Genomic DNA, 16472 nt, shown 5'->3' on the forward strand with positions numbered 1-16472 from the left:
ACCTGCTGCCCCAGGGCGGTTGGCAAGCCTGGTTGAATCAGGGGCGCAAGCCGGTGCGGTTGTTTCGTGATCAGACGTTCAATGTGTCGTCTTCATCGCGGTTCAAGATGCAGCTTGAATGCGAGCACCCCGCAGGCAATACCTGTGGCTTGCGCGACGCCGAAACTGCGCAAGTCGTCCCGTTGAGCACCAGCGTGAGCCTGCCCAGTGGCTTGACCGATGCTTCAAACCAACCTGTTCATCGTCGTCCGCTATTGCGCGATGGCGGCGGCACCGAGTTGTTCCAGCCAGGGGTTTATGTCGAACGCAAGCCGGGGACCCTGCATTTTGAAGTGGCCCGTGAGCATGTCGAACAGATGTTGCGCGACGGCGCAGGAAAGACCTGGTCGGGCAACGTTACGGTGATCTGGGATTCGGAAGTCATCTGAAAATTTTGACCCTCACACGCCATGAAGCCATTTTTCGTGGCGTGTAAATCTTAAAAAAACGTATTTGCTAAAAGGCAAGCAGGTGAAATTAGTTTTAACTCTCTAATAATCATGTTTGGGCCTTTGATTGCGGTTGTTGTAGTATCGGTCTTACAGGTGTTCCTCTTCACTTATGGCCCGTTAATTATTAATCATTCCGCATTTGTAGTACCTCTCTTACAGTCGAACATGCACTTTTCCAGAATTCAGTTCTTTTTCTGTCTGCTGTCGTAGCACTTTGGCTACGCACTAAAAGGAACTTGCCTGCTTACTTTTGAGATGGATTGGTCGATCATCTTTCGGCGTTGAAAGTTCAGCTGGGCAAATGGCTGCTCGTGACGGTTTTGCTCAACTTGAGCTTTCAGCGAATCGATCCTTTTAAAAAAACAGGTACTGAAAGATGTTCAAGAAAATCGCGTTCGCTGCTCCTTTGGCTGTTCTGGCTCTGAGTTCTTCTGCCGTATTTGCCGCGGGTGAAGCCCGTCATTCCATCAGCCTTGTTGCGCATGTGCCAACCAACGGCTTCTATGTGGTCCCGACCGATTCAGATTTGGTCAACAAGGATCAGAGAATGGACTTCGTGCCGAGCACCAATTCCATGCGTGAGGTCAATGGCTTCTTCGACGTACGCAACAACAACGGTTCGGTACACGCCAGCCTTGAAAGCGTGCCGCAGCTGTTTTCCGGTGCCAACAAGGTTGATTTGCAAGTATCGTTCAATAATAAGGTTCTCACGACCACTCCGGCATTGGTGGTTGGCGAAGCCGAATCCAACGACAACTACCGCGCTCCTATCAACATCAAGGCATTGGGTGCCATCCCTCCAGCAGGTGATTACGCCGGTGCCGTTACCATGATGTTCGACGCTGTTACGCCTGTTGGTCCTTGAGTTTTATCAAGAGTCTAAGCGCTTACTTACTTAAGTAATGTTACCGGTCGGCAATATTAAAAGTTGTCGGCCGGGTTTAACTTCTTTGTATTAGAGAATTCGTTCATGTTCCCGATGACGCCCATCGCGGCAGCGCTTGCGTTGCTGTTATGTAGCAGTGCATTTGCGGCGCCCACTTCTATTGATAATACGCCGCGAAGTTTGCTGGCCCAGGCCAAGGGCTTGCCGGCCGAATTCGAGGAGCATTTTTTTGATGTTCCGTTGGCGGTTCGTGCCGAACTCGACCAACAACCGCTCGGCGAAGCAATGATTGTGTTGTCCCGCGATGACCGGGTGACGTTGCTCGATTTTACCGATACCAGCGAAAGCCGTTTCGGTGCCAGCGAGCGCGAGACCTGGGCCGATGCCCTCAAGACCGGCGTGGCGCTGGGCACCTGCACCGGCCAATGCGCGGGGCAGATGATGGCGGTTCACTACAACATCGAGAATTCATTGCTGTCGATCGTCACCGAAAATGCCGAACGCGACAGCGAGGCCAAGCGTTTCTACGATCAGCCAGAAGGCGGCAGCAGCGGCCTGATGGTGCGTAACCAACTCAATCTCAACGGCGGCCAGGATCAGGATCTGGGCGGTCGTTTCGGCCTGGAGGCCAGCGGTAGCCTGGGCAACTGGAGCCAGACCTTCAACATGCAGTTGGCGCGTATCGGTGGGCCGGACGACAAGACCTATCACGCGGTGCATGAACTGTTTACCCAGCGTGAACTGGCAGGCAGCTTTTTTCGCCTGGGCTATTTCACGCCCAGCTCCGAAGGCCTGACCCGTCAGCCGCGCTCGTTCGGTACCAGCCCCGATACCGCCGTGGGGGTGATGTATGGCAGCTCCGACAGCCTGGCGATCGACAGTCCGAAACCCAGCGTCTACCCGGTGTACGTCACCGCCAACCGTCAAGGGTCCGTGGAGATCTTCCGCGATGGCCTGCTGATCAACACACAGTCGGTGCCGGCCGGTCTGCAAACCCTCGACACCCGCCCGTTGCCCGGCGGCATTTACGAAGTGGAAGTGCGCTTGATCGAAGACGGTCAAATCACCTCGACCACTCAAGAACTGATCTACAAGCCGAACAATTGGCGCAATCACGATGAGCGCTGGCGCTACAACTTGTTCGCCGGTCAGGAAACCAAGCTGCTGAGTAACTGGGATGATCAGGGAAGCGGCTATACCACGGCCGGAGCTTCGATCAACTATTTGCTGCACCCTCGGGTCATTCTCGGCCTGTCGGCACGCAAGGAGCGGGAAAAACTCCAATACGGCAGTTCCATCGACTGGACACTGGGTAACAGCACCAGTTTTTACGCCAACCTGTACCAGACCCAGGACCATGGCACTGGTGCCGATCTGCAAGGCCTTTACAGCTACGGTTCCGGCAGTGTGGTGCTCAGTCACAATCGCAGCTGGCTCGACACCACCAACACCTACGAAACGCTGCCCGATGGTACCCGCGTGCGCCAACGCAATGTGTTCACCGGCCAGACCAGCAACTCGTCCCTGGCGCTGAACCACCGGCTCAACCGCAAGAATTCGCTCAATGCGCGGGTGTCCCACAGTGAGGGCAACGTCGAAGGCGTCGGCTACGACCTGGGCTGGACCCAACGCACCGAGCTGTTTGGCAGTGATGCCAACTGGCGTTTGTCGCTGTTCGACCGTCCCGGCAGTTTCAGTAGCGGCGATGAGCGCAATCGCGGTATCGACCTGAGCGTCAACGTCTCGCTCGGCGGTCCCGGCCAGCAGATTTCCGGCAGCATCGGCAGCCGCACCGCCCGGGAAGGTGGTCGCGATAACAATGCCTCGATCGGTTACCGCAAAGACCTGCAAGACCACATTTTGCAAAGTGTCTCGGTGGCCGCACTCACCGACACCTATGGCGTCGGCCTGTCGAGCCTGGCGAATTTTCGTACCGACGAAATCAATGGCGACGGCTTCGTCCAGCGTTCCTCCTACAACAATAAATTCACGGGCGGCATGAACCTCGACAGCACGCTGGTCGTCGGCGCACAGCAACTGGCGTTGACCAGTCAGCACCAGGGGCGCGGAGCCGGGATGATCGTCGACGTCGAGTCCGATATCGATGGCATCGCCCTGCGCGCCGACGACCTCAGTGGCGGCAGTGCGGCGTTGCGTCCCGGGCGCAACTTCATTCCACTCACAGCCTACAAAAACAGTTCGGTGAGTTTCGACTTCGAGGGCAATCACGTGCCAGCGGCCAGCATCGAGCCGGCGCGCACCCGCTATCACCTGAACAAGGGTGGTGTGGAGTACCGCAAGGTGCGGGTGATGAAAACCCTGACCGTGCTGGGGCGTCTGCTCGACCCGCAAGGGCGACCGCTCAAGGGCCACCACGTGATCAATCACGCCAGCCGTGGAGTGAGCGAGGTTGATGGCTTCTTTTCGATGGAAATGGACGCAGGTTCCCCAACGCTGGAAGTGCGTTATGCCAACCAGTTGCTGTGCCAGTTCCGCCTCGATGCGAACAAGTACCGCAGTGAAAACAACGTGCTGATGATCGGTGATTTGCGCTGCTCGCCCGACACCCTGGCGGACGTCACCCACAACGCCGAGGCGGCGGGCTGACGGGCTTAACGTTGAATCAGGTATTCGGAGGTCAAGCTACATGAACGTCTCGCGTTCCTTCATTACACGTGCTGGCTGGTGGGTGGCGGGGGCTTTGCTCGCGTGTGCTGTCGCCAGCCCGGTCGAAGCCCATGTGGCTAGCATCACGGCGTTATTCAAACCGGATTCGGCGAATCCGCACCTCAACAGGTTCGTCAACACCACACCGCCCAGCGGGTACTGCGGGAACTATCCGCAGCATTGCGTGAGTCCCGAGATTTTTAGTCTGCGATTACCGATTCAGTTCCATACAAGTGGCCCGATCCGGGCCAATCATGCATCGCAACGTCAAGGTGTGATGTTGAGAACACCGACAGAGTGGCGCGACCTGACTGTGTTACACGCTACCACTGGCGATGCCCAAAAGGTTCGGGTGCGCATTGCCGGGATTGGCACCCGTATTGTGACCGATGACGTGAAGGCGCTGGTGGGGGACGCCGCGGACTATCAGATTGCGCACAATCTTCTGTGGGGCTCGAGTTGGGTTTATCCACCGGCACCGTGCGACTACACAGGCAGTGGTTATTACGGCACTAATCTCTACGAGTTTTTCTGGAGAACGCCAAGGCCAGGCGCCTGTGCAAAACAGGCGAAGTACAACGTCCCGTGGGCGCGCTTCGATTTCCTGGATTTCGCCTACGAACTTGAGACTCCCGACCCCTTGGGCATGGCTTCAGGAAACTACACAGGCTCGTTGACGTACACCGTCGGCCCCAACGGAGATTTCGACTTCGGCGATGTGTTGATACCTACCGATTCTGTGTTGACCCTGGACTTCAACCTCGACGTTCAACACACCCTCAAAGTCGACATCCCGCCGGGTGGCAACCGGGTCCAGCTGACGCCAGCCGGTGGCTGGCAGAGTTGGCTGACGGCCGGGCGTAAACCGGTGAAGCTGTTCCGTGACCAGACCTTCAATATCTCGGCCTCGTCGCGTTTCAAGATGTACTTCGAGTGTGCGACCTGGACGAATTTTGAATGTGTGCTCTACGACGCGATTGGCAGACGTCCTGTGGAGCTGCAGGTCAGCGTCACCCTGCCCAATGGTTTGACCGATCAGGCGGGGCAACCGGTGAGGCATCAGCGGCTGCGCAATGGATCGCAGAACGCACGGATATTTCAACCTGGCTTCTATGTGGATAGAGCACCCGGCGTACTGCACTTTGAAATTTCGAAAGATGAAGTGCAATGGATGCTGGGGGAGCGCGTACCGAGTCCCTATTCCGGCTCGGTCACCGTGATCTGGGATTCGGAAATCTGATGGGCCGCGTATCGATGCACCGCGCCTGTGTTGTATTCAACGTCATGAGGTTCAAGGGTATGAAACGTCTGTGGGTATCGTTGGGATTGAGCGTTTTTTCGTGGTCGGTTCAGGCTGGGCCGCAGATCAATGTCGGCACGGTGTACGACTATCTGGACGCCGACAAGAGCACCTACCTCAAACGCGTATACAACAGCGGCGACAGCACCGCGTTCGTCAAGGTCAACATCCTGGAGATCATCTACGACGCCGATGGCAGCCACCGCGAGATACCGGTGGCGACCCAGGCCGACGGCAGCGGCCGCAATGGCTTGATGGCCAGCCCGGCGCGCTTGATCGTGCCGGCCAAGGGCATGCAGGGCACGCGTTTGTTACTCATGGGCAATCGTGACACCGAACGTTATTTCCGCGTGCGTTTCGTGCCGGTCGTGCCGGAAAAAGAAGACGAGTTCGCGGTGTCCAGCGAGGACCGCGAGGCCTACAAGGAAAACCTGTCGGCTGGGGTCAACGTGATGACGGGGTTTGGCACGGTGTTTTTCGTCAGGCCATTAAACAGCCGCTTCGACAGTGTGATCGAAGACAGCGCCGGTGTTTATCGGCTGCGCAACAACGGCAACACCGTGGTGGTGATCGATGAATTTCGCAACTGCTCGCGCAAGAACGAAACCGAGTGCGAGCCGACCACCAAGCATCATGTTCTGGCGGGCAAGACCTTTGAGTTCGAGAAGAAGCCCGGTCGGGAATATCGCTTCAATCTGGTCGAAGGCGCCGACAAGAAACCGTTGCGCATTGCCAGCCAGTAACACCGCCAGGAGCGAGTCGGCGGTGCTGGCTCGCGGCTTCTTTTGATGCAACAGGTACCCGACATGATCAAGCAATCGGCCATCGCCCTCTGTGTGGGCGCGACGTTGATGAGTGCCCAGGCGTTCGCGGCACGGGAAGAGCACACGTTCGAGGTGTCGGTGGATATTCCGACCCTGGGCTTTTATGTGCTGCCGTCCGAGTCGAACTGGATTCATCTCGAACAGACCCTGCCCTGGAACCTCAACACCTCGAGGCTGGAAGGGCTGCGCAAGAACTTCGACGTCAAGCACGACACCAGTGCGATCGAAGCTCGGCTGGACGGTGAGCCTTATCTGTCCAATGGCCGGGACGAGCAGAACATTTATTTACGCGTCAGCTTCAACGGTCAGGAGCTGAGTCACGAGGCGCAACCACGGGAAGTGGTGTCGAAGGCACAGGCCATGGCGGGGGGACGTTTTCCTTTGGAAATACAACCGAAGGTGCCGGTCGGTGGCTATAAGCCGGGTGCCTACTACGGCAGCGTCAATCTGATGTTCTATGCCGCGGTGCCAGCAGGTGATTGAGGGTTTGAGTGAGTGATTTACAGTTCAAGGATATTCGCAGTGATGAAGGGTGCTTTCGCTATTGTGTTGACGCTGTCAGCGTTACTGCCACTGTCTGCCGGTGCCGTAAACCAGCAGATCCGGGCCATATTCAAGCCCAATCCGGCCAATCCGCTGTTCAATGAGTTCGAGAACAGGACGCCCACCAGCGGTTTCTGTCTGGATAACCCACCTCAGTGCGCGGCGGAAAAGTTGTTCAGTTTTCGCCTGCCCATTCAGTCCTTTTCAAACGCGACGATTCAGGGCCGTCATGACAATCCGCGCATGGGGGCAATGTTCAACATTCCGTCGCAATGGCAAACCGTCACGGTCACTCATCCGACGGCCCCGCCGCAAACGGTTGAGTTTCGGGTGGCCGGAATGGGGGTGGCGTACAGATTGCCAAAACCGGCGCCGGAGTTGACGGGTGGATTGGGGCATAACTTTGTCTGGGAAGGAGGTATCTGGAGTTACGCAGGTCCACCCTGTACAGGCTTGGGTGGCGCAGGGAATGACATCGGCTTTAACAGTTTCTGGAAGCATCCGGAGAATGCCGGTGCTTGTGCGAAGCGGGCGATGTTCGATATTCCGCAACCGTTCAAGTATGAAACCTTCGACATCACCTACCAGTTGAGGACGCCTGATCCGTTGACAATGCCCACGGGGCATTACACCGGACAGCATGTTCTTCGCGTGGGGCCTGGCCGGGACTTTGATCTGGGCGACGTCATGGTGCCCAACGATGATGTGATCGTTCTGGATTTCGCGCTCGAGGTTGAGCATGAATTGAAAGTCGAAGTACCGCCGGGTGGCAATAAAGTCCAGTTGGTACCCGCCGGTGGCTGGCAGAGTTGGCTGCAAGCGGGGCGTAAACCGGTACGGCTGTTCCGTGACCAGACGTTCAATATCTCCGCCAGTTCTCGCTTCAAAATGTTTTTGCAGTGCTCTCTCTCCGATGGAAGGGTCTGCCATTTGACTGACCCGGGGCAGCGCCTGTCATTTCCGTTGAAGGTCAGTGTGAGTTTGCCCAATGGCTTGACCGATACCCTCGGCAGACCGGTTCGCCGTCAGGAACTGCTGACTGAAGCCGGGGCCGAGATTTTTCGACCAGGCCACTATGTGGAACGCCAGCCGGGCATGCTGCATTTCGAAGTTGAGCGGTTCGATTACCTGTTAGCGCCCGGTTTGCCCAGGCAGTATTTGGGCAATGTCACGGTAATCTGGGATTCGGAAGTGTAAAGGTCAGGACCCCGAGCCTGACGGCGGCAACCGCCGTCAGGCTCTCTTGGTGTTTTAGTTATTACAGGCCGGCGCGCCTCATGGCATCGCGGGTCAAGCGTCTGGAGAGTTCTTTTTCCTCGTCAGCCAGGTCGACCAGCAAACGGTCGAAGGTTGCATCGCTGAATGGCTCATCGGCAAACACGACGGTGTCGGGCACTGGCAGATCGTTCATCAGTTCCCTGAGCCGGGCGCGCAGGTCGGCGCGCTGGATGCCAGATGTTGCCTGGGTCCACTCACGTTGGGTGGTGCGCAAGGTTTCCAACTGATCGTACAGCGTTTGATAACGCTGTTTGTTGGCCTCCATCCGCACCGGATACCGCTCGTTCAAGTAGTTTTGCCAGAAGTCCTGCTCGAGCATTCGGTTGACCAGGCCATCGCCTTCGCTCAGGTCCAATACCGTGTCATACGCTTGGTCGATCATCGCGTCAGTGACACCGGACACCTGCCGGTAAAGCATGCCCTTGGATTGCCAAGGCAGATCCAGGCGATCTGCCAGGCCGGTCTGATAGGCCAGATAGACTTCGACATCGTCAGGGTTGCCGCCACGGCTGGCAACGTCGGCCCGGGCAATCTCGTTTACGTACTCCAGCCGTACAGCGCCTTTGGCCAGGGACACCAACTTCTGTTCCAATTCTGCCTGCCCGACGGTATACGAGTAGGCCTCGGACACCAGCACCTGCACCCCCATGCTGTTGAACAACTGAGCACCGGCATCGGCGCAGTCCACCGGGGCGATGGCCATGGTGAACAGCTTTTCCCGCAGGGGGCTATCGACGTACACCGCATCCAGCATGCGCCACACTCGCTGCACCAATCGATCCCGTGCCTGGCCGCCGGCGCGGAAGTCGGCGGAGAGTCGGGTGTCAAGCAACACGCTCAGGAAGCGCTCGGCCTGGGGTTCATCGACTAGCTCTGACCAGAGGTTGGCCCGATCGACGCCCCATCCGGGCACATCGTTCCAATGGTCCGCGCTGAAGTTGGTGTTGAGCACCCAGTCGGCCTCGCTGTTGGGGGGCACGACAGGTTCCGGAGGCAGTGCCATCGAGCGACGAATTGCCTGATAGCGCACCTGGTTCAATTCCGACAGGTTGCCCACATCCAGTCGGGTACGCGCCACGACCCAGGCCTCTGATGAGCCGGGTACCACCTCGGGAATCCGGTCTATCGGGTTTGTCCGAAGATCCAGCAGAAACCCGCGAGGCCTGGGCTTGCTCAATGTGCCTTCGGGCCAGGTGCTGCTGCCCGTGTCTCGTAGCCCTACGACTTTCAGTCGGGGCATGCGTGAAATGTCCACGAGCCTGCCCAGTGGGTTTTTATCCAGACGCAGGATTTCCAGGTAGGTGAGGTCTTTCAGCTTTTTGACGGCCGGTTCATCCAGAACGATCCTGTTGTCGCTCAAACGCAGGCGTTCCAGTCGGTGCATGGCGCTGATGTTTTCCGGCAGTCTGGTCAGCTCGCAGCGGCTGGCGCTGAGTTCTCGCAGGTTGGGGAAGTCTTTCAACAAACCGTTGGCCTGGGCGGAAAAGTGCGTGTTGTCGAGTTTGAGGTGGGTGATTTTCTTCAGAAACCTGGTCAGCTCGGGACGCTTGGACCACCACCTGTCCAGATCAAGAGGTAACAGCTCTCTGGACAGGTCGAGGCTGTAATGGGCGGGATCGGTGCGGTTGCCCATATCCGTTACTTTGCGTTCGAAACAATTGATCAGGTTTTCGACAATGTGGCCGCCACCGCCATTGAGAAAACCCTCTGAGTCCGGGCCCCAGGCCGACGGTTGGCTGTGTTGCCAAAGATTCAGGATTTCCCACAGCTCTTGGAGGTCACTTTCGTGTTGTTCAATGGCCCGTAGCGGCTCGCCCCTTTCGGTCAGGGCATTGGCGAACCTATTGACCTCGGCTTCACTGAAGTGCGGATAAAAATCCTTGATCCGTTCGTGCAAGGTTTTACCTTCCTTGCTGTACCCGCCCCCACGCACCAGCAACATCGTTGCAGGCTCGGCAACCGGACGCACGGGCGCGGTGGCGAGCACAGTCCGGCGCTCGCTGGGCGCCTCTGATTTGACGATGAGCCATTGCCTGAAGCCTTCAGTGTCGCCCGGTTTGTAGCCCGGGGCGTTTTGACCATTTTCTTGTGTGGCCTGCAGGACAGCTTCCAAAAAACCACCGGCTTCATGGATTGGCTGATCCGCGCCATCACGTACCTCATACTGCCCGGCGTCGTCGCGGATCAAGACTCGGACCTTGGCCGCGTCGTCGGGACCTGCACTGCACCTGAGCTCGCCGTCGAACGTGGCCTGACGAACTTCAATACGCAGGTTGCCGAAGGTGTCGCTGTTCAGCCGCAGAGTGCCCAGCACCAGGCGTTCGGTGTCGGCGGTGATTGGCGTGTCGGGGTACAAGCCTTGGGCCGCCCGGACCGCTTGGGTTTCGAACTGCAGCTCCCGTGCCTGGGTTTTCAGACGCAGGGGCAGGCGCTTCTCTTGCCCGATTCGCTGACGCTCGGATTCGCTAGCGCCGGCGATGATTTTTTCCGCAACGGTCGCCGGTAGCTCAGGGAAATCACTGAACAGTGGTGCAACCTCGGCAGACAGCGCGGCAGGTGCAACGGCCGGTGAGGCCAGGCGTTGCAGGGAATCGCTCAGCAGTGGTGGCGGTGCGGTGTTGTCCACATGCACCCGGCGCAACGCGGCTTCATCAGTGGCGCTGATCTGGCGAATCTGCTCCAGTTGTGCGTCGCTGAAGCCATCGGTGCTGTGACCCAGGCGGCGCATCAGTGTCGAACCTTCCCACTCCCTTGGGCTTTCGGTTTCGCAAACCCAGGCCCCCTGGCTATTGTGGCGCAGGGTCGGTGCATAGGCATCGAACCGCTTCGGATGGCGGATGCGCTGTTGCCCAGTGACCGGGTCTTCCAGCACTTCGAAGTGTTGATTGTCCAAGGGCAAGATACGCCGGCCCTGGTGCAGGTGAATGCCTTGTGCATCAGGCTTGGCGTCTGCCGCCAGCACGACATTGGGTCGTTGGTAAGGGGTGAGGTCAGGGTTCCACAAGCGCGTCTCACCGTTTGCCAACTGCACCGGTTTCAGGCCTTCGAAGAACACTGAGAGCTTCGTCCCTGCGACATTGCCGACCGCACCCGCCGCCGCGAACGCGCCCAATTGCACGACGCTTTCCAGCACACCAAGAATCTGCACGCCAGCTTCGGCCAGGCGACCTTCGGCCAGGTCGACGATGCCCTCGAGCGTATCGTAGGTCAGTTGATACGCGGTGTAGGCCATCATCAGCTCGCCCAATCCCGGTACGAACGGGGTTGCCACCAACAAGGCAACGTTGAGGATGTCCGAGAGGATCCTTTCCAGGTTGTCCCACCAGGCCCAGCGTGCCATGCGGTCGACGTATTCGGTGGAGATGGCGATTTCCCGGGCATCGTTGAAAGTCTTGTTGAGCTTCTGCCGGTAGAAGTAACCCCACAGGTCAGTTTTGAAAACGGTTTCGCGATCCTCCTGAATCTTCGACACGCGAAATTGCAGGTCGGGCTTGTCTATGGCCGTTTCGCGCCAGGTGGGCAGGCTGGAACCTGGCGGAACCGGCTGCCATTTGATTTTGCTCAAACGGTCGTTGAGCCCAGCAAAAAAATGGCCGCGCTGCTGATGGGGCACGAACTGGCTGAAGAACTGCTGGTAGCTGTTGGCAGATGCTCCATCGCGTAACTGGCGTGTCAGTTCGGTAATGAACGCCAGTGACGACGAGTATTGCTTGAGCGGATGCTCCGGGTCGTTGGGGACATAGGCGATCACCGGCAGAGGCCCGGTTGGAGCTGCCGGGCTCGAATCGTCGATCACCGGCAAAGGGCCGGTAGCGCCGATTGAATCGGCGGCGATTAGCACGATACCGGTCAGGCGCGTATCCATCATGTCCAGGTTGTAGTAGCTGATGGGTTGGTCGTGCCATTTCAGTCTTGAACGGTCATCGAGCATGCCCTCGATGACCGCATAGGCCTCCTGGTCGATGTCCTTCTTCATCAGGGCCATTCGCGCGGCGACATTCAGTGCGCTTTTCTGGCCAAGAATGATTTTGTGGCGCAGGACATTGCTGGCCACTTTGTCGGCTGGCCGTAAAAAGCCGTTCAGGTGCTGTTGGTACCGGGCGCCGATGTCCAGTTCACGACACAGTGCCTTGAACTGTTCGAGGCTCAGTTTTTGCTTCAAATTTTTCACGCTGTAATGCCCGCGCGAATCGGGGCGGGTGATGAAATCGGAGTCCGGGTGAAACGCTTCGTCGGCGGAAAAGTTGTGCAGCGCGGCATCCAGTAGCGAGACGAATCGACTTTTGGTAGCACCCGAATAGTCAAGCACCCACCAGGCACTCTTCACCGGGACATACAGGTGCAGCCAGGTTTGCTCTACATCGTCTTCAACACCGAATCGATCTTTCAGCGCTTTTTGCAACAGGGGTTTGGCAAAGGCCGAAACGTCCAGCAGATCGCGCAGTGCCTTATCCACGTTGTTTTGCGCGGTCCAATGGCGCGAGGCGGCATTTTTCAAACTTCGCTGAGCGGCTGGCGTGGAACTGCTGTGCCAGTCGAGATGGCTCAGTTTGGCGTTTTTCAGTGCGTTGACACGCGCCACGGAGGTGCTGAGCAGCCAGGTCGGAATGGCCTTCCTGATCAGATCAAAGTGGATGCTTTTCTCGAATGGGGGGATTTCCAGCGGGGTTGTTAGCGGGTCCGTTACAAGAGAAATATCGGGCATTGCATGATCGTCCGTTGATCAAAATGGAGCGACCAGACTAAGAACATCACGTGCCTGATAAAAGCTCAAAATTTATGTCTAAACACGCTGGTTATGCTTTGAAAACTCCCGAAATCAAAGAGTGAAAAATACATATTTACCGCCACTGTATTTCCGCGTCGACCCGTGGCTTAGCGGACAGCGGCCTTCACGTTTGGCTCGCACATGGTATGCGTGCCCGGTTGCAGGTACTGCGTCAAAATCGGGGCCATGCCCTTGAGCACCTGCACCGGCAAGGCCGAGGTGAAGGTGAAGTTTTCCGCCGAGCGACCTGGCACATACGCGGTCAGGGTGCCGAAGTGGGTATCGCCGATGTAGAACACGAACGTCGCCGTGCGGTTGAGCGATTTTGAACTCAGAATCCGCCCGCCGGAACCGATGGCTTCAATGCGGTTGTCGCCAGTGCCGGTCTTGCCGCCCATGGCCAGCGGCCTGCCGTCGGGCAATTTGAAACTGCCGGCGACGCGTTTGGCCGTACCGGCATCCACCACTTGTGAAAGGGCTTCGCGCATGGCCGCGGCCACCTCGGACGGCATCACCCGCTTGCCGACGTCCGGGTCGTTGACCAACTCGGTTTCATAAGGTGTGTGCGCGGCGAAGTGCAGGCTGTCGATACGCAGGGTCGGCATGCGCACACCGTCGTTGAGAATGGTGCCGATCAGCTCCGCCAGCGCGGCGGGCCGGTCGCCGGAGCTGCCGATGGCGGTGGCCAGCGACGGTACAAGATGATCGAAGGGGTAGCCGACTTTCTGCCAGCGTTGGTGAATGTCGAGGAACGCCTCGATCTCCAGCATGGTGCGGATGCGGTTGTCGCGGGCGCCTTTGTGACGGCTCTTGAACAGCCAGCTGTAGACTTCCTGGCGTTCGAACTGGCTGGCCTTGACGATGTCCTTGAACGTGGCGTCGGGATGGTTGAGCAAGTAGCCCATCATCCACAAGTCCAGTGGGTGAACCTTGGCGATGAAGCCCTGGTCCGGCAGGTCATAGCTTCCGGGGCCATAAGACTCGTAGAGACGTAGCAGGCGTTCGTCGGTGAGTTTTTCGGTGAGCTTGGCGTCGGCGAGGTGCGAGCGCACGAACGCGTTGAAGCTCTCCTGGCTGGCCCGAGGGAGCAGGTAACGGTGCACGGCGGCCAAGCGGATCGGTGTCGGGCGCATGCTGTCGAGGAAGGTTTCGAGCCGCTCCTGGGTGTCCTTGTTGCGGTATTTTTTCCAGAACTTGAGCAGGAACGAGGTGCCCTCGCGGTCGGCGAACGAGGCCAGGTATTCCTGGCGCCGCGGGTCACGGTCGTCCTTGAGCAGTTCAGCGCTGCTGTTAGGGCCGGAATAGGTGGTGTAGCGCACGATGTCGCGCATCAGGCGGATGAATGGCAGGTTGATCGACTCGCGTATTGAATCGCGCAGGGTCGGCATCCGGCCATTGTCTTCCTTGCGGAAGTTGTGGAAGACATGGAGTCCGCCACCGGTGAAAAACGCTTCGCCGGGGCTGGCGGAGTATTTGCGGTCCAGCGCGGCTCCCAGCATGGGCGGCAGGCTGTGGTCCTTGTTCTGGATCAGGTAGTCGACCACCCAGCGGCTTAGGCGATCCTGCTCCGGCACTTCGACTTTTTTCAACTCTGGAACGGCCATGTCGCCATATTTGTCGTGCAGTTCGGCGATGATTTGCAGGTAGGTGGTCAACACGCGCATTTTAGCGGTGGAGCCCAGTTCCAGTTTGCTGCCTTCGTTGATATCGAACGGCTGATCGGTGCTGTCGGTCTGGACCCGTACGCGCGAGCCGTCCGGCGTCAGTTCGAACAGAGTGAAGCTGTAACGCACTTGTGTGGTGCTGGTGGGCGTCAGCAGGCGTTCGCCGAGCAAGCCGATTTCCGCCGCATATGCCGGGTCGGCGAGTTTTTTCAGATACGCGGTGGCCTGGGTTTGCAGCTCACCCTGCAGGGTGCTGGTGGCGGAAAGGTCGAGGCGGTCCAGGTCGTACAGTGGACGATTGAGCAGGCCTGCGAGGCGACTGCGTGCCACGCTGATGCCTTTGTTGGTTTCGATCGGCTGGATGGTGGGTTGAGTGGCCCAGTCGCGATAAGTGGCCTTGCTGGCCAACGCCGCTGCGGCAAAAGGCGCATCGATCACGTTGTTTTGTGCCAACAGACGAATATGGCTGTCGGTGAGGTCGGCCAGTTCATCGCGGCCCTTGGTCAGGTAATGGGAAGGGCGGCGCTGGGCAATCATCAAGGACAGCATCTCGCGCAGTGCCAAGCCTTTCTGCGCCAGGCTTTCTGGATCCGTAGCGTCACTGGCCAGGCGTTTGTTGGCCTCATTGAAGTCGGCGCCGTACCACACGCGCAAACCTTCAGCCATGCCGTGGACTTCACCATGACCCGGTACGGCCGAGAGCGGCACGCTGTTGAGGTAATCGCGCACCACATTCTGCCGCGCCTTGAGCGTTTGTGGCCCGTCCTGGTAAGCGCGCACGCTGGCGGAAATCATCTGGCGGATTTTTTCCCCACCCGAGACGGTCAAGCCATCGGGCGAGTGGCGGTATTTCTCCAGTTGTGTGGCCAGCGTACTGCCGCCCGCCGATTGTCCGGGCAGGTGCAGCAATTTGGCGACTTGGGTATACGCCGCCATACCGAACCGTGGCCAATCCACAGCAGGGTTGGCTAGGGGCTGGCGAGGGTCGAGCAAAAAGCGGTTTTCGATGAACAGCAGGCTGTCGACCACCACCGGCGGGATCGCTTCGAAGCTGGAGTAGAGCTGTTGTGGGTAGTCGTATTGGTACAACGGTGCCGCACGGCAATCGGTAATCGACAAACCGGCTTGGATCTTCTCCGAATAGGGCACGAAAAAGCCTTTATCGCTGTAGTTCATCAGCTCCGGGGAAAAGCGGGTCTGTGCGGTAATCACGTAGTCGCGCTTGAGCAGCCTGGGCAGAAATTCGTCCAGGGAGCTGTAGCCCAGGCGCAGGTCGAACGGACCGGCACCGGGGTAGCGAATCGCATCGCTTGGGCCGGATTTGAGTTCATAACTCAGGGTTTTGGCGAACTTGCTGACTTCCCGGGCCTGAAACCTCGAAGTGCGCATTTCCTTGGTAGCCGCCAGCCCCACGACAATAGCAATGATTACCAGCAGCAACCAGAACGCCTTCCAGCCGTGCTTTACACGGCTGGGGCGAGGTTTTTCAGGTGTTGGCGCTTCATCCACAGGTTCAGTCGGGACCACGGTTTTACTCGAATCGGTTTGCCATAAAGCGCCCATAGTCGACTGATCCATTCACGCAGATTGATCTGACTTGTCTGAAGCTTAGACGCTGGATGGCGGTGGTGAAAAAATTGTGGAGGGCAAAATGTGGGGGGAATCGGGTTGACGCTTGTTCCCATGGGGCTGCGATGCGGTTTCAAACGCTGTTGTCAGGCGACTGATTTCTCGGATTTGTGTGCATATCCGTTGCTGCGGTCACGGCCACTTATGGTTTCGCCCTTACGGCGAGTCACTTTTTTTACAAGCGCCTAAAAAAAGTAACCAAAAAAACGCTCGCCCCTTTCGTACGGCCCACTCGCTAAAGCTCGGGGTTCCTTCGTTCCGGCATCCATCCGGGGGCATCGCCCTCCGGTTGGCTTCGCTGGCACCTACATGCGATGAGTTCGACTGCGTCGAACGGCGCTGCGCGCCAATCCCCGGATGAACACCTCCACTCAGCCTGCCGAGGGGGCGGGTGGATCAAGATCAAAAGCTGCAGGCGAGCT

At 58.1% G+C, this 16472-nt stretch carries 8 protein-coding genes and 1 pseudogene; 7 read left to right on the forward strand and 2 right to left on the reverse strand.

Annotation, left to right across the window (positions count from 1 at the left end; translation table 11 throughout):
* From ACRESJ_RS09425 to ACRESJ_RS09455, 7 genes and pseudogenes are all read left to right on the forward strand, one after another.
* A pseudogene (locus ACRESJ_RS09425) lies at positions 1-428 on the forward strand (hypothetical protein); the annotation flags it as partial.
* A gap of 439 nt (positions 429-867) precedes the next feature.
* Complete coding sequence (locus tag ACRESJ_RS09430; protein WP_431757669.1) at positions 868-1356, forward strand: CS1 type fimbrial major subunit; 489 nt, start codon at positions 868-870, stop codon at positions 1354-1356.
* A 105-nt stretch (positions 1357-1461) separates the two neighbouring features.
* On the forward strand, positions 1462-3984 hold the full coding sequence (locus tag ACRESJ_RS09435) for a CS1-pili formation C-terminal domain-containing protein (protein WP_431757670.1): 2523 nt from the start codon (positions 1462-1464) through the stop codon (positions 3982-3984).
* A gap of 40 nt (positions 3985-4024) precedes the next feature.
* Positions 4025-5284 (forward strand): hypothetical protein, encoded by a 1260-nt coding sequence (locus ACRESJ_RS09440; protein WP_431757671.1) that lies wholly within the window; start codon positions 4025-4027, stop codon positions 5282-5284.
* A 59-nt stretch (positions 5285-5343) separates the two neighbouring features.
* Positions 5344-6087, forward strand: a complete 744-nt coding sequence (locus ACRESJ_RS09445) for a molecular chaperone (RefSeq protein ID WP_431757672.1) — start codon at positions 5344-5346, stop codon at positions 6085-6087.
* A gap of 63 nt (positions 6088-6150) precedes the next feature.
* Complete coding sequence (locus ACRESJ_RS09450; RefSeq protein WP_431757673.1) at positions 6151-6651, forward strand: CS1 type fimbrial major subunit; 501 nt, start codon at positions 6151-6153, stop codon at positions 6649-6651.
* A 42-nt stretch (positions 6652-6693) separates the two neighbouring features.
* Positions 6694-7908: a hypothetical protein gene (locus ACRESJ_RS09455; protein ID WP_431757674.1), complete on the forward strand. Its 1215-nt coding sequence runs from the start codon at positions 6694-6696 to the stop codon at positions 7906-7908.
* A gap of 61 nt (positions 7909-7969) precedes the next feature.
* Here the strand turns inward: ACRESJ_RS09455 and ACRESJ_RS09460 are convergent, their stop codons facing one another.
* Entirely contained in the window at positions 7970-12694 is a 4725-nt protein-coding gene (locus ACRESJ_RS09460; protein ID WP_431757675.1) for an NEL-type E3 ubiquitin ligase domain-containing protein, read from the reverse strand.
* Between the two features lie 170 nt (positions 12695-12864).
* Positions 12865-15984 (reverse strand): transglycosylase domain-containing protein, encoded by a 3120-nt coding sequence (locus ACRESJ_RS09465; RefSeq protein ID WP_431757676.1) that lies wholly within the window; start codon positions 15982-15984, stop codon positions 12865-12867.
* Positions 15985-16472: the final 488 nt, after the last annotated feature.

It is taken from the genome of Pseudomonas sp., from assembly GCF_050739655.1.
Lineage (GTDB): Bacteria > Pseudomonadota > Gammaproteobacteria > Pseudomonadales > Pseudomonadaceae > Aquipseudomonas.

Excerpts from the sequence above, each read along its gene's own strand:
- ACRESJ_RS09430 (WP_431757669.1), top strand. The coding sequence starts at position 868 with ATGTTCAAGAAAATCGCGTTCGCTGCTCCTTTGGCTGTTCTGGCTCTG.
- ACRESJ_RS09435 (WP_431757670.1), top strand. The coding sequence starts at position 1,462 with ATGTTCCCGATGACGCCCATCGCGGCAGCGCTTGCGTTGCTGTTATGT.
- ACRESJ_RS09440 (WP_431757671.1), top strand. The coding sequence starts at position 4,025 with ATGAACGTCTCGCGTTCCTTCATTACACGTGCTGGCTGGTGGGTGGCG.
- ACRESJ_RS09445 (WP_431757672.1), top strand. The coding sequence starts at position 5,344 with ATGAAACGTCTGTGGGTATCGTTGGGATTGAGCGTTTTTTCGTGGTCG.
- ACRESJ_RS09450 (WP_431757673.1), top strand. The coding sequence starts at position 6,151 with ATGATCAAGCAATCGGCCATCGCCCTCTGTGTGGGCGCGACGTTGATG.
- ACRESJ_RS09455 (WP_431757674.1), top strand. The coding sequence starts at position 6,694 with ATGAAGGGTGCTTTCGCTATTGTGTTGACGCTGTCAGCGTTACTGCCA.
- ACRESJ_RS09460 (WP_431757675.1), bottom strand. The coding sequence starts at position 12,694 with ATGCCCGATATTTCTCTTGTAACGGACCCGCTAACAACCCCGCTGGAA.
- ACRESJ_RS09465 (WP_431757676.1), bottom strand. The coding sequence starts at position 15,984 with ATGGGCGCTTTATGGCAAACCGATTCGAGTAAAACCGTGGTCCCGACT.